A 15,346-nucleotide genomic window follows, 5' to 3' on the forward strand; every position below is an offset into this window, starting at 1 on the left:
CGCCCACCGCGGCCCCCCCGGCCCCGCGCGCCGCCGCTCACCCCCCCGGCCCCGCGCGGCCCCCACCGGCGGCCCGGCCCCCCCCCCCCGGCGGGCGGGCCCCGCCGCCGCCACCCGCCGGCGCCCCACGCCCGCACCGGCTGCCTGTTCGAACCCTGCGCGGTCGAAGGCGGCACGCGGCGCGGATCCGCCGGCAGGGGCTCACGGGAAGGGCCGCGCCCTCGCCGGTCGAGGGTCGGCGCCCGGATCCGACGCGGTGCCCGCCGCGCCTCGAAGCCGTCGGCAACCCCGGGTCGACACCCTCCGGAGGATCGACCGGGCCGCGCGCCAGCCTCCGCCCCGACCTGCTCCGAGCGCCGTCCCGTCGGCAACCCCGGGGCGTGTCCTGCGATCCGGGGCGGGCCGCGTCGCCGATGCTGGAGCCTCCCCCGGGCTCCCGGCCGCCGGCCCCCGTCCGAGCCCGGTCCGCGCCCATCCGAGGAGCCCCCATGCTGCTCCGGCACCTGGCCCTGACCTCCCGCGCCGTGGCGGGCGAGCCCGGCCGCCGGGCCAAGACCACGCTCCTGGCGGACTGTCTGCGCGCACTCGGCCCGGCCGAGGCCCCGGCGGCGGTGGCCCTGCTCTCCGGCGAGTCCCACCGGCTGCGCACCGGCATCGGACCGGCCGCCCTTCGCGACCTGCCGCCCGCCGCCGCCGAACCGTCCTGGGGCGTCCGGGACGCCGAGCGGGCCCTGGAGGCCATCGCCGGGGTGCACGGCCCGGGTGCCCGGGCCGAGCGGCAGCGGCTGCTGGCCGAGCTGTTCGAGCGGGCCACCGACGTCGAGCAGGCGTTCCTGCGGGCGGTGCTGGTCGGCGAGCTGCGCCAGGGCGCGCTGGACGCGGTGGTGGCCGACGCCGTCGCCCAGGCCGCCGCCGTCCCGCCGGCGGCCGTGAGGCGGGCCCTGATGTTCCGGGCCTCGGCCCGCGCGGTCGCCGAGGCGGCGCTGACCGGCGGCGTGCCCGCGCTGACGGCGTTCCGGCTCCAGGTCGGCCGTCCCGTCCGGCCGATGCTGGCCGCCTCGGCGCCGGACGTCGGCTCGGCACTCGACCGGATCGGCCCGGCCGCGCTGGAGTGGAAGCTGGACGGCATCCGGATCCAGGTGCACCGGGACGGCGAGGACGTGGCGGTGTTCACCCGGAGCCTGGACGACATCACCGCCCGGGTGCCCGAGGTGGTCGAGGCGGCCCTGACCCTGCCGGTCCGTTCGGCGGTGCTGGACGGCGAGGCGATCGCGCTCGGCCCCGACGGCCGCCCCCGCCCGTTCCAGGAGACCGCCGCGCGGACCGCCTCCCGGCAGGATCCGGCGCGGCTGCGCACCGAAGTGCCGCTCAACGCCTACTTCTTCGACCTGCTGCACCGCGACGGAACGGACTTCGTGGACCGGCCGGGCCGGGAACGCTGGGCCGCCCTGGACGAGTCCGCGCCGGCCGCACTGCGGGTGGCGCGCACCGCGGTGACGGACCGCGAGGAGGCAGCGGCCTTCTTCCGGGACACCCTGGCCCTGGGCCACGAGGGCGTGCTGGCCAAGGATCCCGCGGCCGGTTACGCGGCCGGCCGGCGCGGCGCCGGGTGGATCAAGGTCAAGCCGCGGCACACCCTGGACCTCGTGGTGCTGGCCGCCGAGTGGGGCAGCGGCCGGCGGCGCGGCTTCCTCAGCAACCTCCACCTCGGCGCCCGGGCGGCGGGCGAACCCGGCCTCGGACCCTGGGTGATGCTCGGCAAGACCTTCAAGGGGCTGACCGACGAGACGCTCGCCCGCCAGACCACGGACCTGCTCGCCCGCGAGGTCGAACGCGACTCGTACACCGTGCGGGTACGGCCGGAACTCGTCGTGGAGATCGCCTTCGACGGCGTTCAGCGCAGCTCCCGCTATCCCGCCGGGCTGGCCCTCCGGTTCGCCCGGGTGGTCCGCTACCGGCCCGACAAGAGCGCGGACGAGGCGGACACCGTGGCCACCGTCCGGGAGATCGCCGCGGCGGAGGGGCTCGGACCGGCCCCCGAGTAGGACTGACGGACGATCAAACTCCCTTTGCCATAGCTTTGTTCACGTTACGAGTGGAATCGGCCATTCTGTGCGAGTGTGGCGACGCACCCTTCGTGTGCGACAGAGCGACGGCTAGGTTGACAAGGACAGCGGGGGGCGGCCGGCCCGGGCGATCCGGTGCCACACCACTGAGAGGTGTCCGTACATGCAGGTGAGCATCGACCAGGACCGCTGCTGCAGCTCCGGCCAGTGCGTCGTCACGGCGCCGGAGGTCTTCGAACAGGACGACCACGACGGGCTGGTGAGGCTCCGCGTGACCGTCCTGCCGCCGGTGCGGTTCGCCGACGTGCGGCTGGCCTCCGAACTCTGCCCGGGCGGCGCGATCACCGTCACCGAGGACGCCTCGGACAGGGACGGCGAGCAGACGGGCCCCACGACCGTCTAAGCCCTGCCCGATCCCAGGGACCGCGCCCACCACCCGGCCCGAGCCGCCTCCCGGCCACCGGTTGCCGCCTGCCGCCTGCCGCTCCGCCACGCGAGGAGACCCCACCTTGACGAGCACGCCCACCGCCCCCGCCCCCGCCCCGCTGCTGCCCGCCCCGCACGACGGCGGCTGCCCGTTCAGCCCGCCGCCCGCCTACACCGAGGCCGCCCGCGCGGGCTCCGTCACCCGCGCCGAGCTGCTGGACGGCTCCTCCTGCTGGCTGGTGACCGGCTACCCCGAAGTCCGCTCGGTGCTCTCCGACCGCCGCTTCAGCGCCGACATCCGGCGCCCCGAGTTCCCGTCCTTCTCCCCCGGACGGCGCGCGATCGCCGCCGCGAACCCCAACTTCCTCCGCCTCGACGACCCCGAGCACTCCCGGCTGCGCCGCATGGTCACCGGAGACTTCCTGGTCAAGCGGATCGAGGCGACGCGCCCGGAGGTCCAGCAGATCGTCGACGAGGCCCTCGACCGGATGACCGCCTCCGGCGGCCCCGCCGACCTGGTCAGCGGCTTCGCCCTGCCGGTGCCCTCCCTGGTGATCTGCCTGCTGCTCGGCGTCCCGTACGAGGACCGGCAGATGTTCCAGGACCTCAGCCGCCTCCTGATCAGCACCACGTCGTCGCAGACGGAGGTGCAGCGGGCCCAGACCGAGCTGCTCGACTACCTCGGCGGCCTCGCCGCGCAGAAGCGCCGCCGCCCCGGCGACGACGACATCCTCAGCCGGCTCGCCGCCCGCGACGACCTCAGCCTCCGGGAGATCGCCGCGACCGGCATGCTGCTGCTGGTCGCCGGTCACGAGACCACCGCCAACATGATCGCGCTCTCCACCCTCCTGCTGCTGCGCCACCCCGAGCAGGCCGCGCGGCTGGCCGACCCGGCGGCCGTCCCCGGCGCGGTCGAGGAGCTGCTGCGCCACCTCACCATCGTCCACATGGGCCTGCCACGACTGGCGGTGGAGGACGTCGAGCTGGGCGGCGTCCCGATCCGGGCCGGCGACGGGGTGATCGCGATGCTCTCCACCGCCAACCGGGACGAGGAGCTGTTCGCCACGCCCGGCCACCTCCCCGCCGACGAGCTGGACGTGGACCGGGACGCGCGGCGCCACCTCGCGTTCGGCTTCGGCGTGCACCAGTGCCTGGGCCAGCCGCTGGCCCGGGCGGAGCTGCAGATCGCCCTGGCCACGCTCTTCCGGCGGCTGCCCGGGCTGCGGCTCGCGGCGCCGGAGAGCGAGCCGGTCTTCCGCACCGACGCGTTCATCTACGGCCTGGAGGCGCTGCCGGTCGCGTGGTGAGACCGGCCGCCGGACCGGTTCGCCGTCCGCCACAGGCATGGCACGGGCGTGGCCGGGCAGGAGTGGTGACGCAGGCACCACCGGGCCCGGCCCGCCCGGTCGGCCGCGGCGCGAAAGGCCCCCGGGTTCGGTTGGCCGTGGGGCGGGCACCGAGGCAGGCTGGAAGGGCGAGACAGGAGCCCGGTCCGGCGGCCGGCCCGCGCCACGGCACGCCGTGGCGCCCTCGGGCGACCCCGGCCGGCCGAGGAGACGGAGCCCGCGATGACCGATATGAGCGCACGGTCCGAGGTGAGCGTCGATCGGGAGGAGGACGTCCGCGCGGCCGACCCCGAGGAGGGCATCACCTCGATGCAGAACCAGCACGCGCAGGACACCTCGCAGGCGGAGGGTGAGCCTCTGGAGGAGCCGGAGGCGTACAGCTGACCGTCCAGGACGAACGGATTCCCACGAGGCCGCCCGCTGCCCGGGCGGCCTCCGCGACCGCAGGTGTCGCTGCCCGGTCGGCGGCGGCGCGGCGGGGAAGGATGGGCGCATGAGCGAGCAGCAGCAGAGCGGAGCAGCGGCGCAGGGCGGACGAGCGATGGAGACGCCCGGGGATCCCCGGGCGTCCTGGGCCACCTGGACCACCCAGTCGATCATCAGCGGACCGGGCGGAGTCACCACCGCCGAGGTCGGCCCGATCTCCGGCGACCTCACCGTGCACACCACCTGGGTGGACGGCGAGGCCCGGCTGACCGTGCAGTACACCGGGGCACTGGACTGGTACACCGTGGCCGGCAGCCCGGTGCCGGCGGCGGACGAGATCACGGCGCGGGCGATCCACCAGGCGATGGTCAACACCGTGAAGACCGGACGCGGGGCCGGCGCCCCGCAGGCGCCCGGCATCTGAGCCCCGCACCTCGGGGTTCCGCTCCCCGACCGCCCGGCGCCGCCGGGCGGTCGGCCTTGCGTGTCCGGGAGCTGGTCGACGCCGGGACCGGGTCGAGGGGCCGTGCGCGGGACCCTCAGGGGCTCGCCTCGCCCGGCAGGGGCGGTGCCGCGGCGGTCCAGTACGCACCGTCCGCCGCGTGCCGGCGCTTGCGGAGGTCCTTCCGGACCTCACGGGCGAGCTTGCGGGTGTCGCGCCGGTTGACGGTGGCACCGATCCCCGCGCCGATCAGCAAGGGGATCAGTGACGGCAGACGGCGCAGCGTACTGCGGGTGAGCCGCTTGCGGACCTGCTGGCGGACCTCGGCGCCGAGCGCCATCGCGGCGAACCCGGCCGGCTTCACCAGCATCGTCGCGTCGATGCCCCGGCGGTTGGCCCACGCGGCGACGTAGGCGGACGCGCGCTGGGTGGTCGTGCCCTGCGCGGCGAGGCCGTAGACCTCGTGCAGTTCGGCGATCAGCTTGATCTCCACGGCCGCCACGGCGAGGGTCTCGGCGGCGATCTCCACCACCATCGCCGGCGGTACGGGCAGCATCGCCGTGGCGCCGACGCCCGCGCCGAGCGCACCGGAGGCCCGGCTGGCTCCGGTGACCAGCAGGTCGGCCAGCCGCTCGGGGTCGGCCGCGTCGGGGTGCTGGGCGCGCAGGGTGGCGAGGTCCCGTACCGGGATGCGCGGCGCCGCGTGCATCAGCTGGTCGGCGAGGGCCCGGCCCCCGTAGGCGGCACCCTTCGCGGCGGCCAACCCGCCGCTGCCGAGCCGGCGGGAGACGGAGCCGAGCAGGGCGGTGGCCCGGCTGCGGCCGCCCGCCCGGTACTCGGCGATCTGCCGGGCCGGCCCGCCCTCGACCGCGGGGGCGGGCCGTTCCAGCTCCTCGACGAGTTCGGCGAGTTCCTCGGCGACCTGTTCGGGGGCGGGGTCCGGCGGCCCGGAGCGTCCCGGTTTCCTGAAGATTGCCATGCTCTGCGGGTACCCGGTGGGCCGCGGTGGTACGCGCTATTCGGTGATCTCCACCCCGCGCCAGAAGGCCACCCGGCCGCGGACGTGCTCCGCCTCCGGCTTCGGGTCGTCGTAGTACCAGGCCGCGTCGGGGTTGCGCTGCCCGCCGACGTCCAGCGTGTAGTACGCGGCGGTGCCCTTCCAGCCGCAGACGGTGGTGGTGTCGGACGGACGCAGGTACTCGGTGCGCACGGATTCGGCCGGGAAGTAGTGGTTGCCCTCGACGACGGTGGTGTCGTCGCTCTGCGCGACGACCGTGCCCTGCCAGCTCGCTGTGGTCATGCGCCGATTCTGCCCGAGGGCCTGCCGGGGCAACCGCCCGGCCGGGGCGGGGAGCGGCGGCCGGCGGGGCGACGGAGGCCCGCGGTGCTACGGCAGTGGTTCGGCGTGCACCGGGAAGTGCGGGGACTGGTGGCCCCCGCTGGCGAGCATCCGGACCTCGCCCGAGTCGCTGATCTCGGCCCGGACGATGCCGCTGGCGTCCTCGTAGACGGGGTGGCCACCGGGACCGGTCGCGCTCGTGCGGGAGACCACGACGACGTCCTGCGGGGCCTGGGTGCCGGGGGTACCCGGGAAGGTCAGTGCGTAGCGGTTCGCGGGGTTCATCGCCGATCTCCTCGTCCCACCTGGTCCCGGCTGTGCCTGTTGTCCATGCTGTCCCTGTTGGTCTGCGCCGGACCGACCCGGCCGGCGGCTGCCCGCCACCGGATCAGGCGGCGGCCTTGGTCGTCCGGGCGGGCGCGCCGCGGACCTCCAGCTCGTCGAGCAACCGGGCGGTGGCCTCGGTGACGGCTTCCACGGCGCGGTCGAAGGCCTCCCGGTTGTGCGCCGCCGGGGCGCGGAACCCCGACACCTTCCGCACGTACTGGAGGGCGGCCGCGTGGAAGTCCTCGTCGGAGGCGTCCGGCGTCACGGGCGGTCTCAGCGTCTTGATACTGCGGCACATGACCCCAGTCTCGCGCGCGGGAGCGCCGCTGGCGACCCCCATGTGTCACCGGCCCGCCATGGGCAGCACCCGGTGGTGTCATCCGATCGGATTAGGATTTCGCACGAACGAATTGCCCTCCACCCTCGCCCCGTCCTGCTTCGCACCGGACTTCCGAGCGGCCCTCCCCGCGGTCGCCACCCGTCCCGCCCTGCTCCGCCCCGTCTTCACCGACCGCCCCGTCTTCACCGTCTTCACCGTCTTCACCGGCCCGATGACCGTGCCGGCCCCCTCCCCGCCCGGCTCCCGCCCGGGTGTCACCCCGGAGTCCCCCCTTGCCACTCGCGCTGGTCGCCCTGGCCGTCACCGCGTTCGCCATCGGCACCACCGAATTCGCCGCCATGGGGTTGCTGCCCCAGGTGGCCGACAACCTCCACGTCTCCATCCCGCAGGCGGGATGGCTGATCTCCGCCTACGCCATCGGCGTGGTGATCGGCGCCCCGCTGCTCACCGCCCTCGCGGCCGGACGGCCTCGCAAGGCGGTGCTGGTCGCGCTGGCCGGTCTGTTCGCGACCGGCAACCTGCTCTGCGCGATCGCGCCCGACTTCTGGTCGCTGGCCGCGGCCCGGGTGATCACCGGACTGCCGCACGGCGCGTTCTTCGGCGCCGGGGCGGTGGCGGCCGCCGAACTGGTCGCCCCGCACCGGCGGGCCCGGGCGGTCGCCGTGATGTTCTCCGGTCTGACCGTCGCCAACATCATCGGGGTGCCGGCCGCCACCCTGCTCGGCCAGCACCTCGGCTGGCGGGCCACCATGCTGGTGGTGGTCGCGATCGGCGCACTCGGCACCGTCGCCATCGCGCGGCTGGTGCCCCAGCTGCCCTCCCCCGCGCACTCCGGGCTCCGGCACGAGGTGAGCGCGTTCCGCAGCGGGCAGCTCTGGCTGGCCCTGGCCACGGTGGTGTTCGGGTGCGGCGGCTTCTTCGCCTGCTACAGCTACATCACCCCGCTCCTCACCGAGGTCTCCGGCTACGCGACCGGGTCGGTGACGCTGGTGCTGGCGCTCTTCGGCGTCGGTATGACGATCGGCAACGTGCTGGGCGGCTTCGCCGCCGACCGCGCGCTGCGCCCGACCGTCTGCGCCGCCTTCCTGCTGCTCGCCGCCACCCTGGCGCTCTTCGGGGTGACCGCCCGCACCGAGTGGTCGGCCGCCGTGACGGTGGTGCTGGTCGGGCTCTTCGGCTTCGCGATCGTCCCGGCCGTGCAGACCCTGGTGCTGCAGAAGGCGCGCAACGCGCCGACCCTGGCCTCGGCGACGGTGCAGGGCGCGTTCAACCTGGCCAACGCCCAGGGCGCCTACTTCGGCGGACTGGCCCTGGACGCCGGGCTCGGCTGGACGTCGCCCACGCTGGTCGGTTCGGGGCTGGCCGCCTCGGGTGCGGTGATCGCGCTGATCGCCTGGGCAGCCGACCGGCGACGACCGGACCCGGTCGGCCCCGGCACGGTGCCGGTGTCCGTGCCCGGCCCCGCATCCGCTCCTGAATCCGCGTCGACATCGGCATCCGCATCCGGCCGGGACGAACCCGTGCCCGCCGGGGGGTCGGGCGCCGAGGCGCGCGCCCACGGCTGATCGCCGGCCGGTCCTGGCGCCTCCGTCGGCCGCCGCTTCGTCGCGACGCTCCGGCGCGGTGCCGGGAGCCCGTCACGACCCGGCCGGCGGTACCGGGTGGGCCCGGGCACGTCGAGCCCGGCGCAGCCGGTGCCGGTGTGCCGACGACCGTGCCCGCCGGGAGGTCAGCGGGGAGCGGGCCGCGAACCGGCGGCGTTGACGAAGCCGGTCCCGACGGTGCCCCCCGGGGCGCCGTCGGCGGACCGGACGGCGGAGAGGCCGCGGAACTCGTCGACGGCGACGTGGTGCGTGCCGGCGCGCGGATAGGTCACCCGGATCGAGTCGGCGGTGGTCAGCGCGGAGGCGCCGAGGGCGGTCAGCATGAGCACCCGGTGCCGCGGCGAGTCCGTGACGTCCTCGATGACCTGGAAGCGGTCACCCCGGGTGTCGGTGACCATGACCGCCCCGGGACAGCTGCCGGTGAGCATCATCGTGACGACCAGGGCGTCCCCCTGGGCGACCGGGGCGAGCACGGGCAGGACGGCCTCGGTGCTGGAGTCCGCCTGCTGGTCGGAGGCGGTCCGGGAGATCCAGGACGGGCCCTCGGCACCGGTGTGCCCCGTGGCCGGCAGCGGGCCCGGGGCCGGGCGGGGGGCCTCGTCGTCGGCCGGGCAGGTGGACGCGTCCGCGGAGTGAGCGGCCGGCGCGTGGACGGTCAGCAGGCCGAGCGTGGCACCGGCGCCGAGCGCCGCGCCGAGCAGCAGGCTGAGCGCGTGGCTCCGAAGCCGGCTGCGGCCCCGGGGCGGCGCGGGCGACCGCTCGACCGACCGGGGGACGGCAGCGGCAGCCTGCACCAGGGCCGGCCCGGAGATCTGTCCGGAGGTCTGCTCGGGGTTCGGCACGGGGCCGGTGGGCACCGCGCCCACCGCGGCGGTCCACCGGCGGTGCCACTCGGCCTCGTCACCGCCGCAGGCCCGGACGAAAGCCCTGGTCGTGGGCCAGGACGGCAGGCGTGAGCCGGAGGCCGCCTCGTAGAGGGTGGTGTGGGAGATGGACCCGGCCGTCCTCGCCATGATGCGGAACGAGGGCTGGCCCGCGTCCAGCCGCAGCCGGCGCAGGTCCGTGGCGAGGCGCTCGGCCGCGGTCGGCGCCTGCGACGCCCCCTCGGGTTTGGACTTCTGCTCTGTCACGGTGCCCCCCGTTGTCAGATGTCAGATCCTTCGGCGACCACTACTCCTTGTCGCGTACAGATCATAGCGACGCGTGACCGGAGAGCTACGTGATCGGTCGAATCCCGGGCGGGGGACGGGCGTTCGGCCTGGACGGCGGCCGGTGTCAGCTGTTGTCAGCTTGCGTCAGACGCTGTCGAACAGCCCGGCCGGTCGGGTCAGCTGGCTCCACCGCCCCGGACCGCGGGGCGGTGTGGAGCTCGATCGGACACCCGGTCGGACAAGGAGAATCGCGATGGGCAAGGGCATCCTCGGCAAGCTCGGGCGGCGTGGAGCGGCGGCGGCAGCCGTGCTGGCACTGGCGGCGGGCGGGGTCGGCCTGTCGACGGGCAGCGCGTCCGCCGTCGGGTGGTACTACCTCAACAACCACCCCACCGGCCACGGGGTGGGTGTCTACTCGCAGCCGTACTCGTGGGCGAGCAAGACCACCGGCGACCTGAACTCGTTCTCGTGGTCCGGCGACGCGGTCGACATGCGGTGCTGGATCCGGGGCGAGAACATCAACAACCAGGGCAACGTCTGGTACCGGGTGCAGGCCGTGTACTCCGGCAGCTACGGCTACTGGTACGGGACGGCCTACGTGTACGGGGCCTACACGGACGGCAACTGGAACTTCCACGTCCCGACCGTTCCCGAGTGCTGACAGCCCGATGATCCGGTGCGCCCCGCCCGTGAGCCCGGGCTCACGGGCGGGGCGCACCGGGCCGGCGCTCCGGCGGCCCCGGCCTCCTCGACCGTCGGGCGCCGCGAACCGCCCGGCTGATCACTCGTCCGACAGGCCCTCGGCCGTCGGGCGCTTCACCGGCTCGATCTCCCGGTGGGCGTCGGCCAGGAGCCGGTAGCCCTCGCCGTTGAAGGTGATTCCGGCCCGCTCCTCCTCGGTCAGCTCGCGCCGGACCTTGGCCGGGACCCCGGCGACCAGGCAGGCCGGCGGAACCTGCATGCCCTGCGGTACGACGGCGCCGGCCGCGACCAGCGAACCGGCCCCGATCCGGGCACCGTTCAGCACGGTGGAGTTCATCCCGACCAGGACGTCGTCCTCGATCACGCAGCCGTGCAGGACGGCGTTGTGGCCGACCGAGACCCGCTCACCGATCACCAGCGGAAAGCCCAGGTCCGCATGGAGGGTGCAGTTGTCCTGGATGTTGCTGCCCGCACCGACCGTGATCGACTCGGCGTCGCCCCGGATCACCGCGCCGTACCAGAGGCTCGCTCCGGCGGCGACCGTGACCGACCCCACCACGACCGCATTGGGTGCGACGAAGGCCGTCGGGTCGACGTCGGGCACCCGGCCCCCGACTGCGGCGATCAGCGGCTCTGCCATGTCTCGTCCTCCTGACGACCCGTGCCCATCATGTGCCGGTCATGATGGCACCCTCCGCTGCCGTGACCACCGAGTGCCCCCGGCGAGAGCGTGCGGCCGACGGACCCGGGCCGTCAGCGGACCGGGCCGGTGGTCGCGAAGGCACCGGCCGCCGGTCCGGCACCGGCCGACGACGGGGCGGCGGCCGGCGGGCGGGTGTCACAGAGCCCGGCGGCGACCAGGTTCTCGTAGGCCGCGTTGGCCGCCGGCAGGTCGGACAGGTCGTACATGTTCAGCGAGGCCGTGAACTGTCGCCGCCCGTCCGCCGTGCCGTACATCAGGGTGTTGTAGCCCGGGATTCCGCCACCGTGCCCCCAGTACTCGCCGCAGGCCGTCGCCGTCCGCTGGAGGCCGAGGCCGTACTCGGACCCGCTCTGCGGGGAGGTCCGCTTCATCTCGGCCAGTTGGGCCGGGGCGAGCAGCCGGCCGCCGAGCAGGGCGGAGACGAACCGGGCGAGGTCGGCCGTGGTGGAGATGCCGGCACCGGCCGCACCGGCCATGCTCGGGTCGAGCAGGGTGACGTCCGCCGGACCGGTGGCGAGCTTGTAGTAGCCGTGCGCGTGCGGGCCCGGGATGAAGGGCGAGTTGAGCGGCATCGAGGTGCCGGTCAGCCCGAGCGGGCGGATGATCCGGCGCTGCACCTCGTCGGCCCAGCTGCGGCCGGTGATCCGCTCGATCAGCATCCCGACCACGATGTAGTTGGTGTTGGAGTAGTGCCAGCCCTGCCCGGGCGCGAAGTACACCGGGTGCTTCGTGGCGATGTCGACGAGTTCCTGCGGCGCGTAGGGGCGCCAGCGGCCGGTGTCGAGCCACTCCTGCAGGGTGGCCGGGTCCTCCTCGAAGGAGAAGGACGGATCCTCGGTGTAGTTGAACAGGCCGCTGGTGTGGCCCAGCAGTTGGCGGACGGTGATCTCCCGGCCGTTCGGCACCACGCCCGGCAGACGGCTCTCCACCGGGTCGTCCAGGCCGATCCGGTGCTCGGCGACGAGCTGGAGGGCCACCGTCGCGACGAAGGTCTTGGTGACGCTGCCGATCCGGAACCGGCCGTCGGCGGGGGCCGGAGCCCCGGTGGCGAAGTCGGCGGTGCCGGCCGCGCCCTTCCACACGGGGCGCCCGCGCTCGCCGACCAGCCCCAGCGTGGCCGAGGCGCCGCCCTTGGTCACCAGGCCGCGCACGGCCGCGTCCAGCGCCGACCGGTCGACCCGCTCGGCGGCGCCCCCGGCGGCCGTAGCGTCGCCGGCCGCCGACAGCGTGGTCGCGGGCGCCGCGCCCTGGGCGCCCGCGACCGGAGCCAGAGCACCGACCAGACCCGCGCCGGCGAGCGCGACCGCCACCGCCCTCGCGGCCAGGCCGCGCCGGCGCCCGCCCCTCTCCCCCGCGCCCTCCGGGCCCGTCCGCTCCGCCCCGCCCGCCTGATCCCTCGTCGTTCCCGTCATGCCCCGCCCCTCCCGTGTCCGACCGGGCGGATCGTCCCAACTGCCGCCCGATTCCCGTCGACTGACACTCTGACAGGAAGATCCGGCACGAACGTCACCCCCAGGTCCGGACCGGCTCCACCCCTGGTGCGATCTTCTTCCGGCGTGTCGCTCCGCCTCAGGTCGAACAGAACCCTGACGGGCCCCGGGGGTGGGCCTACGACCGGGGTCGGAGGCCCACCGCGCGGCGGACTCAGACCAGCGGGGCCTTGACCCGCAGCACCTCGATGAACGCGCGGATCCAGGCCGGGTGGTCGGGCCAGGCCCGCGCCGAGACGACCACACCGTCGACGACCGCCTCGCCGTCGACGTACTCGGCACCCGCGGCGGCCACATCGGGCTCCAGCGCCGGGTAGGCGGCGCTGCGCCGGCCGCCGAGCACCCCGGCGGCGGCGGTGATCAGCGGGCCGTGGCAGATCTGCGCCACCGGCTTGTCGGCCTCGAAGAAGTGCCGGACGATCCGCTTCACGTCCGCGTCGTTGCGCAGGTACTCGGGGGCGCGGCCGCCGGGGATGACCAGCGCGACGTATTCGGCCGGATCCACGTCCGCGAGGGCGAGGTCGGCGGGCCAGGTGTAGCCGGGCTTCTCGGTGTAGGTGTCGTAGCCCTCGACGAAGTCGTGGACCACGAACTGGAGCTTCTTCTTCGTGGGCGCCGCGATGTCGACCCCGTAGCCCTCCTCCAGCAGCCGCTGGTAGGGATAGAACACCTCCAGCGACTCCGCGGCATCACCGGTGACGAGCAGGACCTTCGATGTCATCGCCGACATCCCTCCACATGATCGACCGTCAGACATGGTGCAGGCCCGGGCCGGTGGCGACCGGCGCGGGCCTGGAACAACCTCCCGCACCCGGCTGCACCGGCGCAACAGGGCGCACCGGTCGCACGCCAGGCGCGCGGCCGGCGGCACGCGCCTGGGAAGGCGAGTGCACGCCGGTTCCATGGCGCCCCACGCCCCCCTTCGGGCGGACGACGGGAGTTTGCCGACGGACCCTAGAATCCCAGGTGCCCAGGCCAGCCCCCCGAAGGGAGTCCGCACGATGTCGGACCGCACGACCTACCTCGTCCTGCCCGGCTACCAGAGCTCGGGGCCCGCGCACTGGCAGACCCGGTGGGAGGAGTCCGACCCGGCGGCGTTCCGGCGCGTCCAGCAGGCGGACTGGGACCACCCGGACCCGGACTCCTGGGTGACCACCCTCGACACCGCGATCGCCGCCGCGGCGGCCGACGGACCGGTCGTCCTGGTGGCCCACAGCCTCGGCTGCGTCGCGGTGGCCCGCTGGGCGGCCTCGGCCCCCGCCGGCCGGACCGCCGCCGTCCGGGGTGCGCTGCTGGTCGCACCCGCCGACATCGACAACGCCGACGTCCCCGCGCTCGTGGGCTTCCGACCGGTGACCCGGGAACGCCTCCCCTTCCCCTCACTGGTGGTCTCCAGCACCGACGACCCCTGGGTCACCGCCGAGCGCGCCCGCGGCTTCGCCGAGGCGTGGGGCGCCCGGTACGTGGAACCCGGCGCCTACGGGCACCTCAACTCCGACTCCGGGCTCGGCGACTGGCCGCAGGGGCGCGAGCTGCTCGCCGAGCTCTGACGGCGGGGCGGGGTTCCGCACGCCCGCCGCGATCGGGACCGGGGGCAGCGGGCGGTGGTGTGGTGCCGGGCCGCCCGATCGCCGCCCTGGCAGGATGACGGCATGGAACGTGTACTTGGAATCGGTGGCTACTTCCTGCGGGCCGACGACCCGGCGGCCCAGAGCGCGTGGTACCGCGACTTCCTGGGCCTGGACGCCGACGAGAACGGCCTGTGGCACCCGGCGGCCGGGCCGACGGTGTTCGCGGCGTTCGAGTCCGGGACCGACTACTTCGGCTCCCGCGCCCAGCGGACCATGCTCAACTTCCGGGTCCGCGACCTGGACGCGATGCTCGCACAACTGCGCGCCAAGGGAGCGGACGTGGCCGAAGGGACGCAGGACATGGCGGGCGTCGGTCGGTTCGGCTGGGTCACCGATCCCGAGGGCAACCGGATCGAGCTGTGGCAGCCGGCCTGACCGCGTACCCGACGTAGGCGGTGGCGTGCCCGGGGGGGCACTTCGGCGAGCCCGTCACCGGACCGGGGGCAGGTACCGCCACCGGCCCGGGCGGTGTCCTCAGCCCAGCCCGGCCGCGTGGGCGGTGAGGGTGAGCAGCGCCGCGTTGCCGGCCGCGCCGGCCGCCGTGGCGGACAGGAAGCGGGCCGCGGTGCCGTCGCGGAGCGGGCTGAGGACGATCGCGAGGAAGAAGCCCGGCATCGTCCAGAGCGCCACCGTCCACTGCCGCAGGGCGCCGGCCGGACCGGCCCGGCCCCGCAGTTCGCAGGCGGCGGCGAGGGCGAGCGGCAGGTAGAGCGCGAGGTACCCGACGGCGGGCCAGAGCACGGCGGGGACCTCGGGGGCGGAGTGCGGCATGCTCCCATCCTCCGCCGGGTGGTCCGGCCGACGCATGAGTACCGGTACTCAGTCCGCCCTCTCCCCGGCGCGTGGCCGCCGACTCCCCCCATGGTTCTGGGATAGGCCCGCGTTCGCTCGGCGGAGCAGAATCGGTTGCACACCGACTCCCTTGGAAGGGCACTAAATTGATGAACCGTCTGTCCCGACCGCTCGCCGTCGCTTTCCTCGCCGCCGCCGCCCTGGTCGGCGGGGCCGGGGCCTCCCAGGCCGCCACGGTCGACCTCTCGGCCCACGGGCCGCTGGTGGTCGACCAGCCCGCCTACGAGCAGCTCAGCGCCAGCCGGTGCGACGTCGAGTACACCGTGGCCTACTACAGCTACCGCACGCACGGCTACCCCGAGCTGGAGTCGATGCTGCACGCGGAGAAGACCTACGCACTCTGCCAGGCCTCGGGCTGACCCGGCCACCGGGCCGAAGGCCCGGTGCCCGAGCCGCCCGAGGCGCACCCGGACGGCACCGGGTGCACCGCACCCCTGGACGGCGCAGGCAGCGGACCCGCCCCTCGGGGGTCGGGGGGGGGGGGGAATGGCCCGGGCCGGG

General features: G+C 75.1%; 19 protein-coding genes. 10 read left to right on the top strand and 9 right to left on the bottom strand.

The window, feature by feature from the left end; all coding sequences use genetic code 11:
• Positions 1–488: 488 nt before the first annotated feature.
• The 5 genes from ACFVYI_RS38735 to ACFVYI_RS38755 all read left to right on the top strand — a co-directional run bounded on the left by ACFVYI_RS38735 (position 489) and on the right by ACFVYI_RS38755 (position 4,688).
• Positions 489–2,045 (top strand): ATP-dependent DNA ligase, encoded by a 1,557-nt coding sequence (locus tag ACFVYI_RS38735; RefSeq protein ID WP_387894343.1) that lies wholly within the window; start codon positions 489–491, stop codon positions 2,043–2,045.
• 184 nt (positions 2,046–2,229) lie between these two features.
• Positions 2,230–2,469: a ferredoxin gene (locus tag ACFVYI_RS38740; RefSeq protein WP_387894345.1), complete on the top strand. Its 240-nt coding sequence runs from the start codon at positions 2,230–2,232 to the stop codon at positions 2,467–2,469.
• 106 nt (positions 2,470–2,575) lie between these two features.
• Positions 2,576–3,799 carry a cytochrome P450 gene (locus ACFVYI_RS38745; RefSeq protein ID WP_387894347.1) on the top strand — a complete coding sequence of 408 codons (1,224 nt, stop codon included), beginning with the start codon at positions 2,576–2,578 and terminating at the stop codon, positions 3,797–3,799.
• 261 nt (positions 3,800–4,060) lie between these two features.
• A complete protein-coding gene (locus ACFVYI_RS38750) occupies positions 4,061–4,222 on the top strand; it encodes a hypothetical protein (RefSeq protein WP_387894349.1) in 162 nt (53 codons plus the stop codon).
• A gap of 157 nt (positions 4,223–4,379) precedes the next feature.
• Positions 4,380–4,688: a hypothetical protein gene (locus ACFVYI_RS38755; RefSeq protein ID WP_387894374.1), complete on the top strand. Its 309-nt coding sequence runs from the start codon at positions 4,380–4,382 to the stop codon at positions 4,686–4,688.
• A 115-nt stretch (positions 4,689–4,803) separates the two neighbouring features.
• On the opposite strand, the gene ACFVYI_RS38760 is transcribed toward ACFVYI_RS38755, so the two are convergent.
• The 4 genes from ACFVYI_RS38760 to ACFVYI_RS38775 form a co-directional block, all read right to left on the bottom strand.
• Complete coding sequence (locus ACFVYI_RS38760; protein WP_387894351.1) at positions 4,804–5,685, bottom strand: hypothetical protein; 882 nt, start codon at positions 5,683–5,685, stop codon at positions 4,804–4,806.
• Between the two features lie 36 nt (positions 5,686–5,721).
• A complete protein-coding gene (locus tag ACFVYI_RS38765; RefSeq protein ID WP_387894353.1) occupies positions 5,722–6,006 on the bottom strand; it encodes a DUF427 domain-containing protein in 285 nt (94 codons plus the stop codon).
• 87 nt (positions 6,007–6,093) lie between these two features.
• Positions 6,094–6,330, bottom strand: coding sequence for a DUF6296 family protein (locus ACFVYI_RS38770; protein ID WP_387894354.1), 237 nt, complete (start codon positions 6,328–6,330; stop codon positions 6,094–6,096).
• A gap of 103 nt (positions 6,331–6,433) precedes the next feature.
• The gene (locus ACFVYI_RS38775; protein ID WP_387894356.1) at positions 6,434–6,670 is read right to left on the bottom strand and encodes a DUF2277 domain-containing protein; all 237 of its coding nucleotides are present in this window, start codon (positions 6,668–6,670) and stop codon (positions 6,434–6,436) included.
• A gap of 314 nt (positions 6,671–6,984) precedes the next feature.
• Here ACFVYI_RS38775 and ACFVYI_RS38780 point away from each other — a divergent pair, with 314 nt between their 5' ends.
• The gene (locus tag ACFVYI_RS38780; RefSeq protein WP_387894357.1) at positions 6,985–8,277 is read left to right on the top strand and encodes an MFS transporter; all 1,293 of its coding nucleotides are present in this window, start codon (positions 6,985–6,987) and stop codon (positions 8,275–8,277) included.
• A 164-nt stretch (positions 8,278–8,441) separates the two neighbouring features.
• Here the strand turns inward: ACFVYI_RS38780 and ACFVYI_RS38785 are convergent, their stop codons facing one another.
• Positions 8,442–9,446 (bottom strand): hypothetical protein, encoded by a 1,005-nt coding sequence (locus ACFVYI_RS38785; protein ID WP_387894358.1) that lies wholly within the window; start codon positions 9,444–9,446, stop codon positions 8,442–8,444.
• 274 nt (positions 9,447–9,720) lie between these two features.
• On the opposite strand from ACFVYI_RS38785, the gene ACFVYI_RS38790 reads away from it, so the two are divergent.
• On the top strand, positions 9,721–10,128 hold the full coding sequence (locus ACFVYI_RS38790; RefSeq protein WP_387894359.1) for a hypothetical protein: 408 nt from the start codon (positions 9,721–9,723) through the stop codon (positions 10,126–10,128).
• Positions 10,129–10,248: 120 nt separating this feature from the next.
• Here ACFVYI_RS38790 and ACFVYI_RS38795 read toward each other — a convergent pair whose 3' ends face one another.
• The 3 genes from ACFVYI_RS38795 to ACFVYI_RS38805 form a co-directional block, all read right to left on the bottom strand.
• Positions 10,249–10,809 carry a gamma carbonic anhydrase family protein gene (locus ACFVYI_RS38795; protein WP_387894361.1) on the bottom strand — a complete coding sequence of 187 codons (561 nt, stop codon included), beginning with the start codon at positions 10,807–10,809 and terminating at the stop codon, positions 10,249–10,251.
• A 113-nt stretch (positions 10,810–10,922) separates the two neighbouring features.
• Entirely contained in the window at positions 10,923–12,284 is a 1,362-nt protein-coding gene (locus ACFVYI_RS38800) for a serine hydrolase domain-containing protein (RefSeq protein WP_387894363.1), read from the bottom strand.
• 232 nt (positions 12,285–12,516) lie between these two features.
• Positions 12,517–13,083, bottom strand: coding sequence for a DJ-1/PfpI family protein (locus tag ACFVYI_RS38805; protein WP_387894365.1), 567 nt, complete (start codon positions 13,081–13,083; stop codon positions 12,517–12,519).
• A 280-nt stretch (positions 13,084–13,363) separates the two neighbouring features.
• Between ACFVYI_RS38805 and ACFVYI_RS38810 the strand changes: the two genes are divergently transcribed.
• Both ACFVYI_RS38810 and ACFVYI_RS38815 read left to right on the top strand, forming a co-directional pair.
• The gene (locus ACFVYI_RS38810) at positions 13,364–13,912 is read left to right on the top strand and encodes an RBBP9/YdeN family alpha/beta hydrolase (RefSeq protein WP_387894367.1); all 549 of its coding nucleotides are present in this window, start codon (positions 13,364–13,366) and stop codon (positions 13,910–13,912) included.
• A gap of 102 nt (positions 13,913–14,014) precedes the next feature.
• Positions 14,015–14,368: a VOC family protein gene (locus ACFVYI_RS38815; RefSeq protein WP_387894368.1), complete on the top strand. Its 354-nt coding sequence runs from the start codon at positions 14,015–14,017 to the stop codon at positions 14,366–14,368.
• 99 nt (positions 14,369–14,467) lie between these two features.
• On the opposite strand, the gene ACFVYI_RS38820 is transcribed toward ACFVYI_RS38815, so the two are convergent.
• Positions 14,468–14,764, bottom strand: coding sequence for a hypothetical protein (locus ACFVYI_RS38820; protein WP_387894370.1), 297 nt, complete (start codon positions 14,762–14,764; stop codon positions 14,468–14,470).
• A gap of 170 nt (positions 14,765–14,934) precedes the next feature.
• Here ACFVYI_RS38820 and ACFVYI_RS38825 point away from each other — a divergent pair, with 170 nt between their 5' ends.
• Positions 14,935–15,204 carry a hypothetical protein gene (locus ACFVYI_RS38825; protein WP_387894371.1) on the top strand — a complete coding sequence of 90 codons (270 nt, stop codon included), beginning with the start codon at positions 14,935–14,937 and terminating at the stop codon, positions 15,202–15,204.
• The last annotated feature ends 142 nt before the right edge of the window (positions 15,205–15,346 follow it).

This window comes from Kitasatospora sp. NPDC058218 (assembly GCF_042882445.1).
In the GTDB taxonomy this organism is placed as follows: domain Bacteria; phylum Actinomycetota; class Actinomycetes; order Streptomycetales; family Streptomycetaceae; genus Kitasatospora.

Excerpts from the sequence above, each read along its gene's own strand:
- ACFVYI_RS38735 (WP_387894343.1), top strand. The coding sequence starts at position 489 with ATGCTGCTCCGGCACCTGGCCCTGACCTCCCGCGCCGTGGCGGGCGAG.
- ACFVYI_RS38755 (WP_387894374.1), top strand. The coding sequence starts at position 4,380 with ATGGAGACGCCCGGGGATCCCCGGGCGTCCTGGGCCACCTGGACCACC.
- ACFVYI_RS38740 (WP_387894345.1), top strand. The coding sequence starts at position 2,230 with ATGCAGGTGAGCATCGACCAGGACCGCTGCTGCAGCTCCGGCCAGTGC.
- ACFVYI_RS38750 (WP_387894349.1), top strand. The coding sequence starts at position 4,061 with ATGACCGATATGAGCGCACGGTCCGAGGTGAGCGTCGATCGGGAGGAG.
- ACFVYI_RS38820 (WP_387894370.1), bottom strand. The coding sequence starts at position 14,764 with ATGCCGCACTCCGCCCCCGAGGTCCCCGCCGTGCTCTGGCCCGCCGTC.
- ACFVYI_RS38795 (WP_387894361.1), bottom strand. The coding sequence starts at position 10,809 with ATGGCAGAGCCGCTGATCGCCGCAGTCGGGGGCCGGGTGCCCGACGTC.
- ACFVYI_RS38775 (WP_387894356.1), bottom strand. The coding sequence starts at position 6,670 with ATGTGCCGCAGTATCAAGACGCTGAGACCGCCCGTGACGCCGGACGCC.
- ACFVYI_RS38810 (WP_387894367.1), top strand. The coding sequence starts at position 13,364 with ATGTCGGACCGCACGACCTACCTCGTCCTGCCCGGCTACCAGAGCTCG.
- ACFVYI_RS38790 (WP_387894359.1), top strand. The coding sequence starts at position 9,721 with ATGGGCAAGGGCATCCTCGGCAAGCTCGGGCGGCGTGGAGCGGCGGCG.
- ACFVYI_RS38800 (WP_387894363.1), bottom strand. The coding sequence starts at position 12,284 with ATGACGGGAACGACGAGGGATCAGGCGGGCGGGGCGGAGCGGACGGGC.
- ACFVYI_RS38825 (WP_387894371.1), top strand. The coding sequence starts at position 14,935 with ATGAACCGTCTGTCCCGACCGCTCGCCGTCGCTTTCCTCGCCGCCGCC.
- ACFVYI_RS38805 (WP_387894365.1), bottom strand. The coding sequence starts at position 13,083 with ATGACATCGAAGGTCCTGCTCGTCACCGGTGATGCCGCGGAGTCGCTG.
- ACFVYI_RS38770 (WP_387894354.1), bottom strand. The coding sequence starts at position 6,330 with ATGAACCCCGCGAACCGCTACGCACTGACCTTCCCGGGTACCCCCGGC.
- ACFVYI_RS38765 (WP_387894353.1), bottom strand. The coding sequence starts at position 6,006 with ATGACCACAGCGAGCTGGCAGGGCACGGTCGTCGCGCAGAGCGACGAC.
- ACFVYI_RS38815 (WP_387894368.1), top strand. The coding sequence starts at position 14,015 with ATGGAACGTGTACTTGGAATCGGTGGCTACTTCCTGCGGGCCGACGAC.
- ACFVYI_RS38760 (WP_387894351.1), bottom strand. The coding sequence starts at position 5,685 with ATGGCAATCTTCAGGAAACCGGGACGCTCCGGGCCGCCGGACCCCGCC.